This window comes from Arthrobacter sp. Y3221114 (genome assembly GCF_059092625.1).
In genome coordinates, this window is sequence record NZ_JBNHHW010000001.1 from 80,954 (window position 1) to 96,957 (window position 16,004).

The 16,004-nt window shown below is 66.4% G+C and carries 13 protein-coding genes; 7 read left to right on the top strand and 6 right to left on the bottom strand.

The annotated features are described in order from the left end of the window. The first annotated feature begins 58 nt into the window (after positions 1-58). The 3 genes from AC5RV3_RS00360 (at position 59) to AC5RV3_RS00370 (ending at position 2,710) form a co-directional block, all read left to right on the top strand. Complete coding sequence (locus AC5RV3_RS00360) at positions 59-1,525, top strand: amino acid ABC transporter substrate-binding protein/permease (RefSeq protein ID WP_494120494.1); 1,467 nt, start codon at positions 59-61, stop codon at positions 1,523-1,525. Next, positions 1,522-2,250 (top strand): amino acid ABC transporter ATP-binding protein, encoded by a 729-nt coding sequence (locus AC5RV3_RS00365; protein ID WP_493987454.1) that lies wholly within the window; start codon positions 1,522-1,524, stop codon positions 2,248-2,250. Before AC5RV3_RS00360 ends, AC5RV3_RS00365 begins: the two co-directional genes overlap by 4 nt. A gap of 127 nt (positions 2,251-2,377) precedes the next feature. Further along, positions 2,378-2,710, top strand: coding sequence for a cupin domain-containing protein (locus tag AC5RV3_RS00370; RefSeq protein ID WP_494120495.1), 333 nt, complete (start codon positions 2,378-2,380; stop codon positions 2,708-2,710). Between the two features lie 49 nt (positions 2,711-2,759). On the opposite strand, the gene AC5RV3_RS00375 is transcribed toward AC5RV3_RS00370, so the two are convergent. Both AC5RV3_RS00375 and AC5RV3_RS00380 read right to left on the bottom strand, forming a co-directional pair. After that, entirely contained in the window at positions 2,760-2,957 is a 198-nt protein-coding gene (locus AC5RV3_RS00375) for a hypothetical protein (RefSeq protein WP_494120496.1), read from the bottom strand. Between the two features lie 144 nt (positions 2,958-3,101). Next, complete coding sequence (locus AC5RV3_RS00380) at positions 3,102-3,296, bottom strand: hypothetical protein (protein ID WP_494120497.1); 195 nt, start codon at positions 3,294-3,296, stop codon at positions 3,102-3,104. A gap of 317 nt (positions 3,297-3,613) precedes the next feature. Between AC5RV3_RS00380 and AC5RV3_RS00385 the strand changes: the two genes are divergently transcribed. Then, positions 3,614-5,065 carry a SpoIIAA family protein gene (locus tag AC5RV3_RS00385; RefSeq protein ID WP_494120498.1) on the top strand — a complete coding sequence of 484 codons (1,452 nt, stop codon included), beginning with the start codon at positions 3,614-3,616 and terminating at the stop codon, positions 5,063-5,065. A gap of 743 nt (positions 5,066-5,808) precedes the next feature. On the opposite strand, the gene glnA is transcribed toward AC5RV3_RS00385, so the two are convergent. Then, entirely contained in the window at positions 5,809-7,233 is a 1,425-nt protein-coding gene (glnA, locus tag AC5RV3_RS00390; protein WP_494113363.1) for a type I glutamate--ammonia ligase, read from the bottom strand. 235 nt (positions 7,234-7,468) lie between these two features. On the opposite strand from glnA, the gene AC5RV3_RS00395 reads away from it, so the two are divergent. After that, on the top strand, positions 7,469-7,906 hold the full coding sequence (locus AC5RV3_RS00395) for an RDD family protein (protein WP_494120499.1): 438 nt from the start codon (positions 7,469-7,471) through the stop codon (positions 7,904-7,906). A gap of 102 nt (positions 7,907-8,008) precedes the next feature. On the opposite strand, the gene AC5RV3_RS00400 is transcribed toward AC5RV3_RS00395, so the two are convergent. The 3 genes from AC5RV3_RS00400 to lipB form a co-directional block, all read right to left on the bottom strand. Continuing rightward, complete coding sequence (locus AC5RV3_RS00400) at positions 8,009-8,764, bottom strand: DUF4191 domain-containing protein (protein ID WP_494113365.1); 756 nt, start codon at positions 8,762-8,764, stop codon at positions 8,009-8,011. 103 nt (positions 8,765-8,867) lie between these two features. Then, positions 8,868-9,872, bottom strand: a complete 1,005-nt coding sequence (gene lipA, locus AC5RV3_RS00405) for a lipoyl synthase (protein WP_493987448.1) — start codon at positions 9,870-9,872, stop codon at positions 8,868-8,870. Continuing rightward, complete coding sequence (gene lipB / locus AC5RV3_RS00410; protein ID WP_494120500.1) at positions 9,869-10,585, bottom strand: lipoyl(octanoyl) transferase LipB; 717 nt, start codon at positions 10,583-10,585, stop codon at positions 9,869-9,871. Before lipB ends, lipA begins: the two co-directional genes overlap by 4 nt. A 104-nt stretch (positions 10,586-10,689) precedes the next feature. On the opposite strand from lipB, the gene AC5RV3_RS00415 reads away from it, so the two are divergent. Both AC5RV3_RS00415 and AC5RV3_RS00420 read left to right on the top strand, forming a co-directional pair. Beyond that, complete coding sequence (locus tag AC5RV3_RS00415) at positions 10,690-12,438, top strand: protein kinase domain-containing protein (RefSeq protein WP_494120501.1); 1,749 nt, start codon at positions 10,690-10,692, stop codon at positions 12,436-12,438. A gap of 9 nt (positions 12,439-12,447) precedes the next feature. Further along, positions 12,448-15,942, top strand: a complete 3,495-nt coding sequence (locus tag AC5RV3_RS00420; RefSeq protein ID WP_494120502.1) for a S41 family peptidase — start codon at positions 12,448-12,450, stop codon at positions 15,940-15,942. Positions 15,943-16,004 lie beyond the last annotated feature (62 nt).

The following is a 16,004-nucleotide window of genomic DNA, read 5'->3' on the forward strand; positions in this document are numbered from 1 at the left end:
AGGATCTTTTGCGCCTTGTACAGGCGTGCCCTGAGAACAAATCTAGGAGCTGTTTAGTTTGCACACCCTCCAACGCACCGGGCTGGGACGGCGCCTGCTGGCCCTGACCGGGCTGCTGGCGGTGCTCTCGCTTGTCTTCGGCGGCAACGCGGCCGCGGCTGCGGCCCAGGCACCGCAGAGCGCCAGCGGCGAGAGCTACGTTATCGGTACCGACACGACGTTCGCGCCCTTCGAGTTCCGCCAGGGCGGCGAACTGGTCGGCATCGACATGGACCTGCTGCGCGCGATCGCCGAGAACCAGGGCTTCGAGGTGGAAATCCGCTCGCTCGGGTTCGACGCCGCCTTGCAGGCCCTGCAGTCCAACCAGGTGGATGGAGTCATTGCCGGCATGTCCATCACGGACGAACGCCGGCAGGTCTTCGACTTCTCCGACCCGTACTTCGACTCGGGCGTGCAGATGGCCGTGGCGCAGAGCAACAACGAGACCACGTCGTACGAGGACCTCGCGGGCGAGACAGTCGCGGTCAAGCGCGGCAGCGAGGGTGAAGCCTTCGCCGACTCGATCGCAGAAGAGTACGGGTTCACGGTCAAGCCGCTGGACCAGTCGGCCACGATGTACGACGACGTCAAGGCCGGCAACTCCGTGGCAGTCTTCGATGACTACCCGGTGCTGGCCTACGGCATCGCCCAGAACAACGGGCTGAAGGCCGTCACGGAGAAGGAACGCGGAAGTTCCTACGGCTTCGCGGTCAACAAGGACCAGAATCCCGAACTGATCCAGGCCTTCAACGCCGGCCTGGCCGAACTCAAGGCCAGCGGCGAATACCAGCAGATCCTGGACAAGTACCTCGCCTCGCCGGAGACCGCCGGGAAGAGCAGCTTCTGGCAGCTGCTGACAGACAGCCTCCCCGCCCTGATGAAGGGCCTGGGGCTCACGCTGTTCGCCACGGCGCTGTCCATCCTCATCGGCCTAGTCCTGGGCGTCGCCTTCGGGTTCCTGAAGGTATCCCGCCGGATCGTGCTGCGCGGGATCGCGACCACCTACGTGGGCATCTTCCGCGGCACGCCGCTGCTGGTCCAGGCGTTCTTCTTCTACTTCGGCCTGCCGCAGCTGACCGGCGCGCCGATCGACGTCCTCACCGCAGGCGTGCTGACCCTGAGCCTGAACGCCGGCGCCTACATGACGGAGATCGTCCGCGGCGGCATCCAGTCCGTGGATCCCGGCCAGATGGAAGCCAGCCGCAGCCTGGGCCTGGGCTACGTCAAATCCATGCAGAAGGTCGTGATCCCGCAGGCGGTCAAGATCATGACCCCCAGCTTCATCAACCAGTTCGTCATCACCCTCAAGGACAGCTCCCTGCTGGCGGTCATCGGTTTCGCCGAACTGACCTACCAGGGCCAACAGATCTACGCCTCCAACTTCCGCACCGGCGAAACCCTGCTGATCGTGGCGGCGCTGTACTTCGTGGTGATCACCGCGCTGATCAAGCTTTCCAACATCCTGGATAAGAGGTTCAACAAGTGAGCAAGATTCACGTCGCCGGACTGAAAAAGAGCTTTGGCAGCAACGAGGTCCTCAAGGGCCTCGACGTCGAGGTGGCCGAAGGCGAAGTCGTCTGCGTGATCGGGCCGTCCGGCTCGGGCAAGTCGACCTTCCTGCGCTGCCTGAACAAGCTGGAGGACATCAGCGGGGGAACCGTGGTCGTCGACGGTTTCGACCTGACCGACCCGAAGGTCGACCTGGACAAGGTGCGCCAGCACATCGGCATGGTCTTCCAGCACTTCAACCTGTTCCCGCACAAGTCGGTGCTGGAGAACATCATGCTGGCCCCGGTGGAGCTCAAGAAGCTCGGCAAGGCCGAAGCACGGAACAAGGCCCTGGAACTGCTGGAGAGGGTCGGGCTGTCCGAGAAAGCCGACGCCCGCCCGGCCCAGCTCTCCGGCGGGCAGAAGCAGCGCGTCGCCATCGCGCGGGCACTGGCCATGAACCCCGACATCATGCTCTTCGACGAGGCCACCAGCGCCCTGGACCCGGAAATGGTGGGGGAGGTGCTGCAGGTCATCAAGGACCTGGCGGCCGAAGGCATGACCATGGTCGTGGTCACCCATGAGATGGGCTTCGCCCGCGAAGTCTCTGACCGTGTCATCTTCATGGCCGACGGCTACATCGTGGAAGAAGGCAGGCCGGAGGCACTCTTCGGCGCTCCGCAGCAGGCACGTACCCAGGACTTCCTGGCCAAGGTCCTCTGACCGGCCGACGGCGGTGCCCCTCCGATGCGCGGGGGGCGCCGCCGTCGGGCCTCGCCCCGCCGGTGTGGCCGGGAACCGGGCTCCGCGTTAGGCTGAGGCCGGAACCCAACCGAAGGAGGCGCCGGACATGACCGACATCGACGCGCTAGGACGCGAACACCTGGCCGTGGCCGTCGGAGCCCCGCACGGACGCAGTGCCGCCTTGGTGGCCCAGGACGGTCCGTTGCGCCAGACGGTGTTGGCCTTGAAGGCAGGCGCCGAACTGGGGGAGCACAACGCTCCGCTGGCCGGCACGCTGCTGGTCCTGGAAGGGGCGGTCACCGTGGTGTCCGCGTCCGGCCGCATGGCGGTGAACGAGAACCAGCTCGCCGTGATCCCGCAGGAGCGGCACTCGGTGGAGGCATCCGAGGACTCGGTGTTCCTGCTGACCGCCGTCACCGAGACACACCGGGAGAGCTGACACGCGGTCACCGAGACCCACCGGGACGGGCTGAGCGGCGCACCGCGCCTTACCCGCGCAGCGCGCTGCGGATGATCGCCACCACTCCCGCGAACAGCAGTGCGGTGGCGGTCAGCACCAGGGAATAGGCGAACCCGACGCGCAGGATGACCAGGAACACCAGGAAGGTGACGGCAGCGCCGATGAGCGCGGCCCTGACCGGTCGCGGCGTCCGGCTTTGAGGTGCGGGCCCCCCGCTCTCGCCCATAGGGTTCATTTTGCCACGCCTCGACGTTTCAGCCGAGGCACTTTCCGGCGGCGGCTCACCGGTGCGGCCCCGATCGGATGACGGGTGAAAACGCCGGGAGCACAGAGAACGCATGAGGCTCCTCCCGTGGCAGACCTAAGGCTGCTATCGGTTAAGCTCGGCCTCACTTTTGAAGAAGTCCCCGAACACGAACTGGCTTTCGATGACGCAACGGGCCTCATAGTGCCTTGGACTGTTGCTGAATAAATTCTCCAGCGCCTCGCAAAGCGCTTCCCAGCGGAATGTCATGCGGATGCTGAGCATGGCGACGAGGAGATTGAGGGTCTGCGCCTGCAGCACTCGTACAGAGGCAAGGGTGTCCGTGAAGAGCAAGTGCTGAAGATCATGCGTGAGTACCGAGAGGCATCTGAGACGCTGCGGAATTGGGTGACATCTTCACTCAATTGAACGCGCTCGAAGCCGAGACAGATAACGGCTGAGTGTTCCAAGTGCTGAAGCCCGAGACGGATTGCTCGTCGCACGAAAGCATGGGGGACGTCCCTCGGTGCCGGCCTCCACAATTAATCCTCGTAGCCATGAATGTACGCGATTTAGCTAAGGATGCTGACAAAAATACGGCTCTAAGGGGCCAAAGGGTTAGTAAGTTTACTGATTGCTTGAAGGTTGAAGTATTGGGTTTCTCGGTCTACACTTTACCCGTCCTTGATGAAACATTACCGAAAATTTCCCAAAGGCTACCGGTGCACACAGTATTTCCCTCATCTACGCTGGAATACAGGCAGTCATCCTCAGGACCAGGTGTCCTTTGTCGCCCTGAGATCCGATATCTAACTGAAGGCGTCCTTTTTGTTCGGTGGCCCGCGGAGGCTTCGATCACGGACTCCGACGCGGCGGCAGCGATCTCACGGGTAGAGGCGTTGGCAAGCGGTGAGCGAAGCCCGATGTTGGTAGATATGCGGGGGATGTGTGCTGCCAGTTCTGGCGCGCTGAACAAGTTCGCAAAACATCTTCCGGTTACGCGCATGGCGCTAGTGGGAATCACCCCGGTCGAGCAAACGATCGTGCAGTTCTTTCGAGATGTTCACCAGCCTACCTATCCAGTCTCCTATTTCTCCCAGGAATTAGAAGCGTTGGCATGGCTTGCCCGAACGCAATACAGTCCCGGCCGGGTTCCCAGCGCCCCCCTTTTGAAGCGGCCAAAAAATGCTTGGATTACGGTCTCGGACCTCCCGATTCTCACGGGACGCCTTCGCCTCAACAACGCGCTCTCCGGGTCCTTGGTGTCCTCGATAGAACCAAGGAGTGCTCCTAAGAGCTCGCCTGTGCGGCAAGCCGCGGCAAAGGAACAGGAGTTGCAACCGCCGATCCACGTCTCACCGGAAACTCTAGACGTGGTAACAAGAGCCTTTCGCGGCAAGACCCGCCCGAAGGCGTTTTCCATGGCGCTTGCCATAACCGAGAGGCTGGACCCGGCCGGCGTTACCGCATTCGTGGACCTGATCGGACGATGCGCGGCAGCCGAGCGCGGCCTTGTCGTGAGCCACCTGTACCGGCACTACCGCCGCTCTCCGGTCAAGCTAGCCCTGTGGATCAGCACGGCACAGGATACGTACTTCCATGCACGTGCGCGAGTCGCTAACAGCGGCATATGGCGCGCTCGCTTGAATCCGGGAAAAATCATGCTGGCCCGTCTGACTGACCGCGACAGCGCGGGCCACAACGTCCGACAGGAAATCCGCGACGCCATCAGCTTAGTAAACGGACTCGTTCATTCTCCCTGGCCCGGACAAATCGGCATCGGCTCCCAAAGGAACATCATCAGTGTCGGGGCCACGCTTGCCCGAGTGCTCGTCACGGAGGGAGACCAACACGGGCTGGCCGGATGTTACCGCGAGTACACCGATGTCTACGACGCTCGCTACAGCATCGTAGAAGAAGGTACCGGAATCATCGATTTCATTCTGAAACATCCTGAAGCAACGGACCTCCTGTGCGAATACATCCGGGATGGAAAATACGACACTCCTGAAGCCCTTCTTAGCGCGGTAACTTCAACTTCCCGGTTCCTAAGAAATCTCCAATCGTTGGGCGCAGGAGAACGAAAATGATCAATCAGCGGCGGCCTCGATCTAGTGCTGGCGGCCTTGTTCACGTACCCGTTATCGGCGTGGCTCAAACTCCGGCGTGTCGCGTTCTTGCGGGAGTACCGTTGCGGACCCCGGGCCCGGTCCTGTTCAGGTAGCGCAACCTATTGGGGATTCAGGGCCGGGCCAACGTTGGGGGAAGTGGTCCCCAAAGGGGGCTTCGGAGGGGAGCGGCCCTTGCGCCTCGCGAACTTAGGGGTTGGCCGCGGCCCTGCCTCTGGGGGAAACTGGGCCGCCGCCTGCAACATCGTGGCAGCGCCCGGTCTTATGGGGATCTTGCCGGCCGTGGGGTGCGAGCCACCAATATCAACGTAATCAGCGTGGTGGTGAAACGTCTCGTCCGGGCTCCCCGTGCAGAGCCGATAACGAGCAAACGCCTCGCCGCCTGTGAAAGTTGACGGGGCGCTTTGCTTTGTACTGAGGTCTGCTTGTCACCGGAGGTGTGACCGGCAGTGCGAGAGTTTGATGCGGCGGTGAGTCCGAACGCGCCGCCGAGGAATCCGTAGGTGGCCATGGCCACGCTGTTTATAGCCTCCGGACTGAATATGAAGGTGGTTCAGTGGTGCCTGCGCCACGGTTCAGCCAAGACGACACTTAAGGCACATGGTTCCGGACAAAGAAGAGTCCGCACAAGCTGCTGTCACCGAAGTGCTGGCAGCTCGTGCGGACTCCCTGCGGACTCAACCCCGTTTAGCCGCGTATTCTCGCTAGCAGCCGTAGTAGAGCTCGAATTCGTACGGGTTCGGGCGGGCGGCCAGCGGCGCGATTTCCTCTTCGCGCTTGTAGGCGATCCAGGTGTCGATCAGGTCCTGGGTGAAGACACCGCCGGCCTGCAGGAACTCGTTGTCCGCCTCCAGTGCCTCGAGCGCTTCCTCCAGCGAACCCGGAGCCTTCTGGATGTCCTTGGCTTCCTCGGCGGGCAGCTCGTACAGGTCCTTGTCGATCGGGTCGGCCGGCTCGATGCGGTTCTTGATGCCGTCCAGACCCGCCATCAGCTGCGCCGCGAATGCCAGGTAGGGGTTCGAGCTGGGGTCCGGAGCGCGGAACTCGATGCGCTTGGCCTTGGGGTTGGAGCCGGTGATCGGGATGCGGATGCCGGCCGACCGGTTGCCCTGCGAGTAGACCATGTTTACCGGGGCCTCGAAGCCCTTGACCAGCCGGCGGTAGGAGTTCACCGTCGGGTTGGTGAACGCCAGGACCGCGGAGGCGTGCTTGAGCAGGCCGCCGATGTACCAGCGGGCGGTATCGGAGAGGCCGGCGTAGCCCTTCTCGTCGTAGAACAGCGGCTGCCCGGCGGTCCACAGCGACTGGTGGCAGTGCATGCCGGAGCCGTTGTCGCCGAACACCGGCTTGGGCATGAACGTGGCGGACTTGCCCCAGGCGTCGGCAACGTTCTTGACGATGTACTTGAACTTCAGCAGATCGTCGGCGGCGTGCGTCAGAGTGCTGAACCTGTAGTTAATCTCGGCCTGGCCGGCGGCACCGACCTCGTGGTGGGAGCGCTCGACCTCGAGGCCGACGGCGTCCAGCTCCACGCAGATGGCGTCGCGCAGGTCCGCCTGCTTGTCGGTGGGGGCCACCGGGAAGTAGCCGCCCTTGACCGGCGTCTTGTACCCCTGGTTCCCGCCTTCTTCCCTCTTCCCGGAGTTCCAGTACGCCTCGACCGAGTCCACCCTGTAGAAGGAATGCTCGGGGCTGGACTGGTAGCGGACGTCGTCGAAAATAAAGAATTCGGCTTCCGGGGCGAAAAACGCGGTGTCGGCGATTCCGGTGGAGGCCAGATACGCTTCGGCGCGCTCGGCCACGCCGCGGGGGTCGCGGTGGTAGGGATCGCCGGTGCGCGGGTTCACGATGGAGAAGTTCAGCGCCAGCGTCTTCTCGACGCGGAACGGGTCGATGAAGGCGGTGGAAACATCGGGAATCAGCTGCATGTCGGACTCGGCGATGCCTTGGAAGCCGCGGATCGAGGAGCCGTCGAAGAGCTGGCCGTTCACGAAGAAGTCCGCGTCAACGGTCTTGGCCGGCACGTTGAAGTGCTGCTGGACGCCGGGCAGATCAGTGAAACGGATATCGACGAACTTCACGTCTTCGTCGGCGATGTACTTGAGGACCTCGTCCGCATTCTTGAACATCGGGGTCATGCTCCTTACGCATTCTGGGGGAACCTGCCTCCGCTGAACGGGGCCGGCAACAGTTACAACAATAGGAGCAGGGAATTTCCCGACAGTGTCGCAATTGTTTCGGGCAGGTTACGAAATCGATGTGCACTGCAAGTTTACCGTCTGGCGTCTTCACGCTTTACCGGCAGCAACTCCTGGCCCGCACCCCGGGGAAGCCGGCGGCTGGCATGACCGGTAAACTTGAGGGGTGGTAAGCAGACGCGATCTTGGTTCCTGGCTCGAAGGCCCCCCGCAGTCCAACATCCAGAAATGGCCCGGGCAGCGGCTCGGGCTCCCGCAGTCCGGCTCCGGCTCGATTGCGCGTCCGGGGCGCCGGATGGTGGCGCTGCTCATTGACTGGCTCCTGTGCTATGCGATCGCGAACGCCTTCCTGGGCGGCAGCCAGCTGGCCATCCTGGCAGTGTTCGCCGTCGAGCAGCTGCTGCTGGTGGGGACGCTCGGCTACAGTTTCGGCCACCGCCTGCTCGGCATCCACGTGCGCAAACTCGACGGCTCCGCGCCCGGGTTGCTGGCCGCCGTCGTGCGCACCGGCCTCCTGTGCCTGGTGATTCCGGCCGTCATTTTCGACCCCGACCAGCGCGGCTTCCACGATCGTGCCATGGGCACCGTCCTGGTGCGCCGCTGAGGCAGCGCCCAAGCGTGCGTCAACCCCGATCAACGCCAACCCGTTAAACCCGAGAGGCTGCCGGTGGGAACCGGCAACCTCTCGGGATGTCAGGGGGGAGGATCAGCGTCCGCGCATGGCCTTGCGATCCGGGCGGGCCTTGAACGGGTCCACGCCCTTCGGGATGGGGAGCTTGTTGCTGCCCAGGGCCGACAGCCGCTTGTCCACGGCGCTGACTTCCTGCTTGGTCAGTTCCTTCTTGAGCTTCTGCACGGTCTTGGCCACCTTGCTCAGCTCCACCTGGCCTTCGCCGCGGCCGGTCTCGATCACATGGATCGTGACGTTGGGCAGGATGCGGCGCATCCGGCGCCGCTCCGACTCGACCAGCTGCCGCACCCGGTGCGAGGGGCCCTCGGTTACCAGCACAATGCCGGGGCGGCCCACGGCGCGGAATACGGCGTCCTGCGTGCGCGGGTTCACGGCCACCGGCTGGTCCTGCAGGATCCAGCCGCGGCGCAGCACGCTGAGCGCCGCCCCGGAAGCACCGGGCTGGCCCTCGATCTGCGAGAACGCCGCACGTTCGGCGCGCCGCGACAGGATGAAGGTGGCGGCCAGCAGGCCCAGCGGGATGGAGATGATCAGCAGCGTGACCCAGTTGTTGATCAGCAGGCCAATGACCAGGCCGACGGCGACGATGCCGAGGAACGCCAACAGCATGAACCAGACAACGTTCGGGTCGTTGCGCCGGGTCATCCGGAAGACCTGGCCGATCTGCTTCAGCCGGCCGGGCTGCTTGTTGGCTTTGGACGGTTTCCCAGCCTTGGGCTTGCGTGAGAAGAGACCCCGCTTCGGGGCGTCGGAATCGGTGCTATGGGCCATAATGTCCAATTCTATCGTGACGGAGGAGGCTCTCGTGCCGGATGCGGACACGGCAACGGTCCGGCAGCCGGCAGGCTCCCGGACCGCGGTTCCGGCGGTTCAGTTACCGGGCAGCCATCAGCGTGGCGGCTTCCTGGCGGGTGCTGCCGGACTCGCCGATGTGCGCGAGCTGGGGCGGAAGCTCCAGGCCCTTCTTGCGCATGGCGGTGGCCCAGAGACGGCTGGCACGGTAGGACGAGCGCACCAGCGGTCCGCTCATCACACCCAGGAAGCCGATTTCCTCGGCCTCCTGGCTCAGTTCCACGAACTCCTCCGGCTTCACCCAGCGCTCCACCGGGTGGTGGCGCTCGGTCGGCCGCAGGTACTGGGTGATGGTCACAAGGTCGCAGCCGGCTGCGTGGAGATCGCGCAGCGCCTCGGAAATTTCTTCGCGGGTCTCGCCCATGCCCAGGATCAGATTGGACTTGGTAACCATGCCGTGGTCGCGGCCCTGGGTGATGACGTCCAGCGAACGCTCATAGCGGAAGGCCGGCCGGATGCGCTTGAAGATCCGGGGCACGGTTTCCACGTTGTGCGCGAACACCTCCGGTTGGGCTTCGCAGATGGCCGCGATGTGTTCGGGCTTTCCGGAGAAGTCCGGAATCAGGATTTCGACGCCGGTGCCCGGGTTGAGTTCGTGGATCTTCCGGATGGTCTCGGCGTAGAGCCACACGCCCTCGTCGGCCAGGTCATCGCGGGCGACGCCGGTGACGGTGGCGTAGCGCAGGTTCATCTGCTGGACCGACTGGGCGACCTTCGTGGGTTCCAGGATGTCGACGGGGGAAGGCTTTCCCGTGTGAATCTGGCAAAAATCGCAGCGGCGCGTGCACTCGGATCCGCCGATCAAGAATGTTGCCTCGCGGTCTTCCCAGCATTCAAAAATATTGGGGCAGCCTGCCTCTTCGCAGACGGTGTGCAGCCCCTCCTTCTTGACCAGGTTCTTCATGCCCACGTACTCGGGGCCCATGTTGACCTTTGCCTTGATCCAGTCCGGCTTGCGCTCCACGGGGGTGGCGGCATTGCGGGCCTCGACGCGCAGCAGGCGGCGTCCTTCAGGGGCGAGCGTCACAACAGGGCTCCTTCGGTCTGGCGGTGGCCAGTGTCGGTGTCGGTGGCCGCGGGTCCGGGAGTGCCCGTCTTGACCAGTGATGTTTCGAACGAGCGGAGTTCTGCCTCCACCCGGTCTGCTATGTCGGCCGGGGCAACGTCCAGCCCGGTCTCGGCCTGGATGGTGGTGGTGCCGGCGTCGGTAATGCCGCAGGCAATGATCTGGCTGTAGGGTGCCAGCTCGTTCCGGCAGTTAAGCGCGAAGCCGTGCATGGTTACCCGGCGGTTGACGCGGATGCCGATGGCGGCGATCTTGCGGGCGGGGCCGCGCTCGTCGGCCTCGATCCAGACGCCGGAGCGGCCCTCCATCCTGGTGCCGGCCACGCCGTAATCGGCGAGCACGTTAATCAGGACCTGCTCGAGGATGTCGACATAGTCGGCCACCCGGGTGGGATCGGGAAGGGCCACGATGGGATAACCCACCAACTGGCCGGGGCCGTGCCAGGTCAGCTTGCCGCCACGGTCCACACTGACCACGGGGGTGCCGTCCAGCGGCCGCTCATGGTCTTCGGTGCGCTTGCCGGCGGTGTAGACGGCACTGTGCTCAAGCAACAGCACGGTGCTGGGCGCCGTCCCAGCCACGACTTCAGCGTGCAGCTTGCGCTGCAGCGCCCAGCCTTCTTCATAGTCGACGTAGTCAGGGGCGAAGCCCAGTCGTGAAAACTCAAGAGCCATTCAGCAAGACTACGCTTCGAGGGCCGGGCACTGCTATTTGTGTAGCGCCACAATTGCTGTGGATAACTTCTGCGCGCAGCAGTCGGACGGAGTAGAAGTGGTCCATGGAAGATGGGCAGACACCTGGCGCAGCCTCCGTCGAGCCGGAACCGCCGCGCCCGGCGGCGCCGGGGTTGCATGTGCAGCGATGGCTGGGCAGCGGCGCATCAGCCTCAGTCTGGCTTGTCCGCGATACGGCGACCGGAACGGAGTATGCACTGAAGGTGCTGTTCGTGCCGCCTGCTCCCTCCACCGACGACGCGGGAGGCCCGCCGCCCGTGCGGCGCGCGGCCCGGCACGGATCCGCCGCCGGGGAGGGCGAGCCAGCGCCCTGGGCGATTGCGGCGGAGGGGCAGCAGGGGACCGCGGCTGCTGCTGCCGCCGACCATGAACTGTCCCTGTTGACGGACGCGCGGCATGAGCACCTGCTGCCCGTCCATGGTTACGTGGAAACTGATCGCGGGCCGGGGCTGCTGCTGGAGTATGCTGCCGGCGGCTCGCTCGCGGCACTCGTCGCCGCCCGCGGACCGCTGGCCGTGGGCGAGGCGGTAACGATTCTGACTCCGGTCGCCCAGGTCCTGGATTACCTGCACGGGATCGGGACCGTGCACGGGGACGTCTCGCCCGGCAATGTGCTGTTCACCGCCGTGGGCAAGCCGCTGCTGGCCGACCTGGGTGTCGCCCGTGCGCTGGGCAGCGACCGCCCGCCGGCGGCGGGCACGCCGGGGTTCGGGGCACCGGGCGGCGGGTCCGGCGGAGGGGACCTGGATCCCGAAGCAGACATCTATGCGCTGGCGGCCATCGGTTGGTTCGCGCTCACCGGCCGGGTGCCCGGTGCCACCGCACAGCGGCCGCCGCTGGCGGCGTTGGTGCCCGAGGTGCCGGATGCTCTGGTGGCCCTCCTGGAAGACGGACTGGCCGAGCGTGCGGGGGAGCGCCCCTCGGCGGCGGAGTTCGCCCGCCGGGCGATTCGGGCCGCAAAGCCGGAGGCGCTGGATTTGACGGCGTCGGCGCATCATTCCGTTGCCAGCCAATTGTTGACCCGGCGGCAGGCGGCGGGAAAGTCGGCGGGCCGCCGGGACAGGGGACCGCTGCCACCGTTTCCCCGGCTCCGGACCCGGCCTCGGTCCCGGGGCGATGCCCGGCCGGCCGCCGGCCGGTGGGCCACGGCAGTACTGGCGATGACCGCGGCGGCGGCGGCAGCGGGACTGCTGTCCGCCCTGGCGGGCGCCTTGGCGCCTGCTCCGCCGAACGGCGCAGACGCCGGGCGGTCGCCTGGCCGCGGCCAGTCCGTGCAACAGGTGTCCGCGGGGCAGCGCGAAGCACAGCCGCCTTCTCCCCCCGAGGCCCGGGTCCTGCCGAAGGCCCTGGGGCAGGCGCTGCGGGGCGACGATGCAGCCGCGGCCGTGCCCGCCCTAACCTGGTTGCGCACCGAAGCGGTCAGGACGCGCGATGCGACGCTGCTCGACCGGGTTAACGTCCCCGGAACGGCCGTCATGGAAACGGACCGGGAGATCATCGCGGCACTGGCAGGCTCGGGGAGTTGGCTCGAGGGCCTCGAAACCACGGTGGAGGACGTAATTGCTGATCCAGCGGCGCAAGGCGGACGAAAAGTAACGGTGGCCGCGATGGTCACCACGTCGGCGTTCCGGCAGGTGGCCGCCGACGGCAGCGTGGTGGGACGACGCACCGAACCCCGCGTGCAACGGGTCCAACTGGAGATGGTCAGGCAGGACGCCGGCTGGCTGATCCAGGCCGTCCATGAGGCGCCCCGCCGCTCCGATGACCCCAGGGCCGGCGCAGGCCGTGACTAAGATCGAGGCATGACTTCATCGAGCTACTTCCGCTACCCGCACGTGCACGGCGATCTTGTCACGTTCGTCGCAGAGGACGACGTGTGGGTTGCACCCATTGCCGGCGGCAGGGCGTGGCGTGTCTCGTCGCTGCAACTGCCGGCCAGGAACCCCAGGTTCTCGCCGGACGGGCAGCACCTGGCCTGGGGTGTGGTGCAGGCCAGCGCGCCCGAGGCTGTCACCGCGTCGGTCGACGGTGGAGGGTTCCGCCAGCTGACGTACTGGGGGCATGCCTCCACCAAGGTAAAAGGATTCACGCCCGCGGGCGACGCCCTGGTGACGAGTTCCTTCGAACGTGAAGAGTCGCGTCATACCTGGGCCTACGCTGTGCCGCTGGACGGCTCCGGGGCCCGGGTCCTGCCCTTCGGGCCCGTCGACTCGATCGCGTTCGGGCCGGAACTCGGTGACGAGCGTCCGCTGGTGGTCGGGAGCGTGCTCTCTCGCGAACCGGCTTGGTGGAAGCGTTACCGCGGCGGCACGGCCGGCAAGCTGTGGATCGACCGGGACGGAGGCGGCGAGTTCGAGCGCCTGGCGGCCGATCTCGACGGCAACCTGGCAGACGCGATGTGGATCGGCAACCGGATCGCGTTCCTGAGCGACCACGAAGGCTACGGCAATCTGTATTCGCTGCGGCCGGACGGAACAGACCTCCGCCGGCATACCGACCACGACGGTTTCTATGTCCGCCATGCCGCGACGGACGGCAACCGGGTGGTCTTCGAATCCGCCGGTGAACTCTGGCTCCTCGACTCCCTGGACGCGGCACCGCGCCGGCTCCGGATCACGCTCGGCTCGGCATCCACGAGCCGCCGCGGCCGCCCACTCAACGTGGCACAGCACCTGGCGTCCGCCGTCCCGAATCCCAAGGGAACCGCGTCCGTCATCGAAACGCACGGCACAGTGCACTGGCTGACCCACCGGGACGGGCCTTCGCGCGCGGTGGAATCGACGCCCGGTGTCCGCGCCCGGCTGGCGCGGCCCCTCGGCGACACGCGCGTGGTCTACGTCGCCGACCACGACGGCGAGGAAGCCCTCTACATCCGCCAGGTCTTCGAACAACTTCCCCGGGGCGACCAGCCTGCTCCCGCCGCAACCGCGCCGGCCCCCGCCGAACCGGAGCCCGACGGCTTGCCTCGCCCGGTGTCCGCCTCCGCCGTCGTCCATCCGACCCAATCCCAGCCCATCGTGGAGGTGCGTTCCGGCGGAAAGCAAGGCGCCGGCACGGAGAGCCGGGAACCGGACGCGCGTTCCGCCGAAGCGCTGGAGCCGCAGCAATTGCGCCGCGTGGAGCTGCCCGGACCGGACCGGGTGAGCGCGCTTGCCGCCAGTCCGGACGGGGCGCTGGCGGCAGTGGCCACCGAATACGGGCAGGTACTGGTCCTGGACGCCGGAAACGGGGAGCTGCGCCGCCTCTCCGGCACCGACCACGGGGCCGTTGGCGAGCTGGTCTTTTCACCGGATTCCCGCTGGATCCTGTGGGTCGAGCCGGTCACCGCGGAGGGCACCCGCACCCGCCTGCGGCTGGCCCGGGCCGACGGCACCGGCGGTATCGTCGACGTGACCGACGGACGTTTCCGCGACCATGGGCCGGCCTTCACGCCGGACGGCAAGTTCGCCGCGTTCCTCTCCGAACGGAGCTTCGATCCGGTCTATTCCACCCACAGCTTCGATCTGGGTTTCCCCGAATCGACCAAGCCGTTCCTGGTGGCCCTGGCCGCGGCCACGTCTTCGCCGTTCGGCCCGTCGGTGCACGGCACGCTGCCGGACGCGCCGCCGGCAGCGGGGAAGGAGCCAGACGGTTCCCCGAACGGGGAGGACCAGGCCGCGCCCGCGGTCACCGAGGTGGTTGTGGACGCCGAACGGCTGGCCGAGCGGATCATCCCGGTCCCGGTCCAGCAAGGCCGCTACACGGACCTCAGCGCGGTCGAAGGAGCCCTGCTGTGGCTGGCCAGTGATCCCGCCGGTGTCACCGGAGAGGGACGCGCGTCGGCGGAGGAGCCGGAGCAGGCCCAGCGGCTGGAGCGGTTCGACCTCTCCCGCCGGGAGGTTTCCGTGCTGGTACCGGCCGTGGACGCCTATGAGGTGTCCCAGGACCGCAAACGGATCGTGTACGTGCACAAGGCGCAGGTGAAGGCCGTGCCGGCCGCCGGGAAGGTCGACGACGACTCGCCCGAGAGCGTGCAGGTCGACCTGAGCCGGATCCGGGTCACGCTCCAACCGCTCAAGGTCTGGGGACAGGCGTTCGACGAGGCCTGGCGGCTGCAGCGCGACTTCTACTGGGCCGAGGACATGGCCGGGCTGGACTGGCAAGGCGTCTACGACCGTTACCGGCCCCTGGTGGAACGACTTGGGTCGCACGACGACTTGGTGGACCTGCTCTGGGAGCTGCACGGCGAACTCGGCACCTCGCATGCGTACGTTTCGCCTCCGCCGGTCGCGGAACCGGGCTCCGGGAAACAGGGGCGGCTCGGCGCCGACCTGGCGCGGACCGAGGCGGGCTGGACCGTGCAGAAGATCCTCGCCGGAGAATCATCGGATCCGCTGGCGCTGTCCCCGCTGACGGCTCCGGGCGCAGCCGTGGACCCGGGCGACGTGATCGCGGCGGTGGACGGCATCCCCGTGGATCCGCTGGCAGGCCCGGCGCCGCTGCTGGTCGGCGCGGCCGGCAAGACCGTTGAACTGACCATCGTTAACGGAGCGGGCAGCCCGGAAGCCGGCCTGCAGCGGCGGATCGCCGTGGTCCCCATCCGCGACGAGGAGCGGCTCCGGTACCAGAACTGGGTGTCCGGAAACCGCCGCAACGTCCGCGAGGCATCGAACGGACGCTTCGGGTACCTCCACATTCCGGACATGGTGGCGCGCGGCTGGGCACAATTGCACCGCGACCTGGATGTGGAGACCGCCAAGGACGCGCTCGTCATCGACGTACGGCGCAACCGGGGCGGCCATACCTCGCAGCTGGTGGCCGAGTTGATCGGTCGCAAGGTCACCGCATGGAACCTCGCGCGCGGCGAGCAGCCGGGCACGTACCCGGCACATGCGCCGCGGGGCCCCGTCGTCGTCCTCACCGATGAATACGCCGGGTCCGACGGCGACATCATCACCCAGGTGAGCAAGCTGCGCGGAATCGGCCCCGTGGTCGGGACGCGGACTTGGGGCGGGGTGGTTGGCATCGACGCGAAGTTCTCGCTGGCCGACGGCACCGGTGTCACGCAGCCACGGTACGCGTTCTGGTTCACCCAGGGCGTGGGCTGGGGCGTGGAGAACTACGGGGTGGACCCGGACATCGAGGTGCCGTTCCCGCCCCATGCGTACGGGGCGGGGGAGGACCCGCAGCTGGAGCACAGCGTCGGCATCCTCAAGGAGATGCTGGGCGAACTGCCGACCGACCAGCCGCCGGCGCGGGCCGGTTATCCCGTGCTGCGCCCCGGACCGCTGCCGCCGCGTCCGCAGGAGGCCGGCTGAGCGCCGGGCTGAACATTGAAGAACCCCGGGCACACCGAAGGTGCCCGGGGTTCTTCAACGAA

Bases quoted from the DNA above. Each gene is read 5' to 3' on its own strand.
- AC5RV3_RS00370 (WP_494120495.1), top strand. From the start codon at position 2,378: ATGACCGACATCGACGCGCTAGGACGCGAACACCTGGCCGTGGCCGTC.
- AC5RV3_RS00375 (WP_494120496.1), bottom strand. From the start codon at position 2,957: ATGGGCGAGAGCGGGGGGCCCGCACCTCAAAGCCGGACGCCGCGACCG.
- glnA (WP_494113363.1), bottom strand. From the start codon at position 7,233: ATGTTCAAGAATGCGGACGAGGTCCTCAAGTACATCGCCGACGAAGAC.
- AC5RV3_RS00400 (WP_494113365.1), bottom strand. From the start codon at position 8,764: ATGGCCCATAGCACCGATTCCGACGCCCCGAAGCGGGGTCTCTTCTCA.
- lipB (WP_494120500.1), bottom strand. From the start codon at position 10,585: ATGGCTCTTGAGTTTTCACGACTGGGCTTCGCCCCTGACTACGTCGAC.
- AC5RV3_RS00415 (WP_494120501.1), top strand. From the start codon at position 10,690: ATGGAAGATGGGCAGACACCTGGCGCAGCCTCCGTCGAGCCGGAACCG.
- AC5RV3_RS00420 (WP_494120502.1), top strand. From the start codon at position 12,448: ATGACTTCATCGAGCTACTTCCGCTACCCGCACGTGCACGGCGATCTT.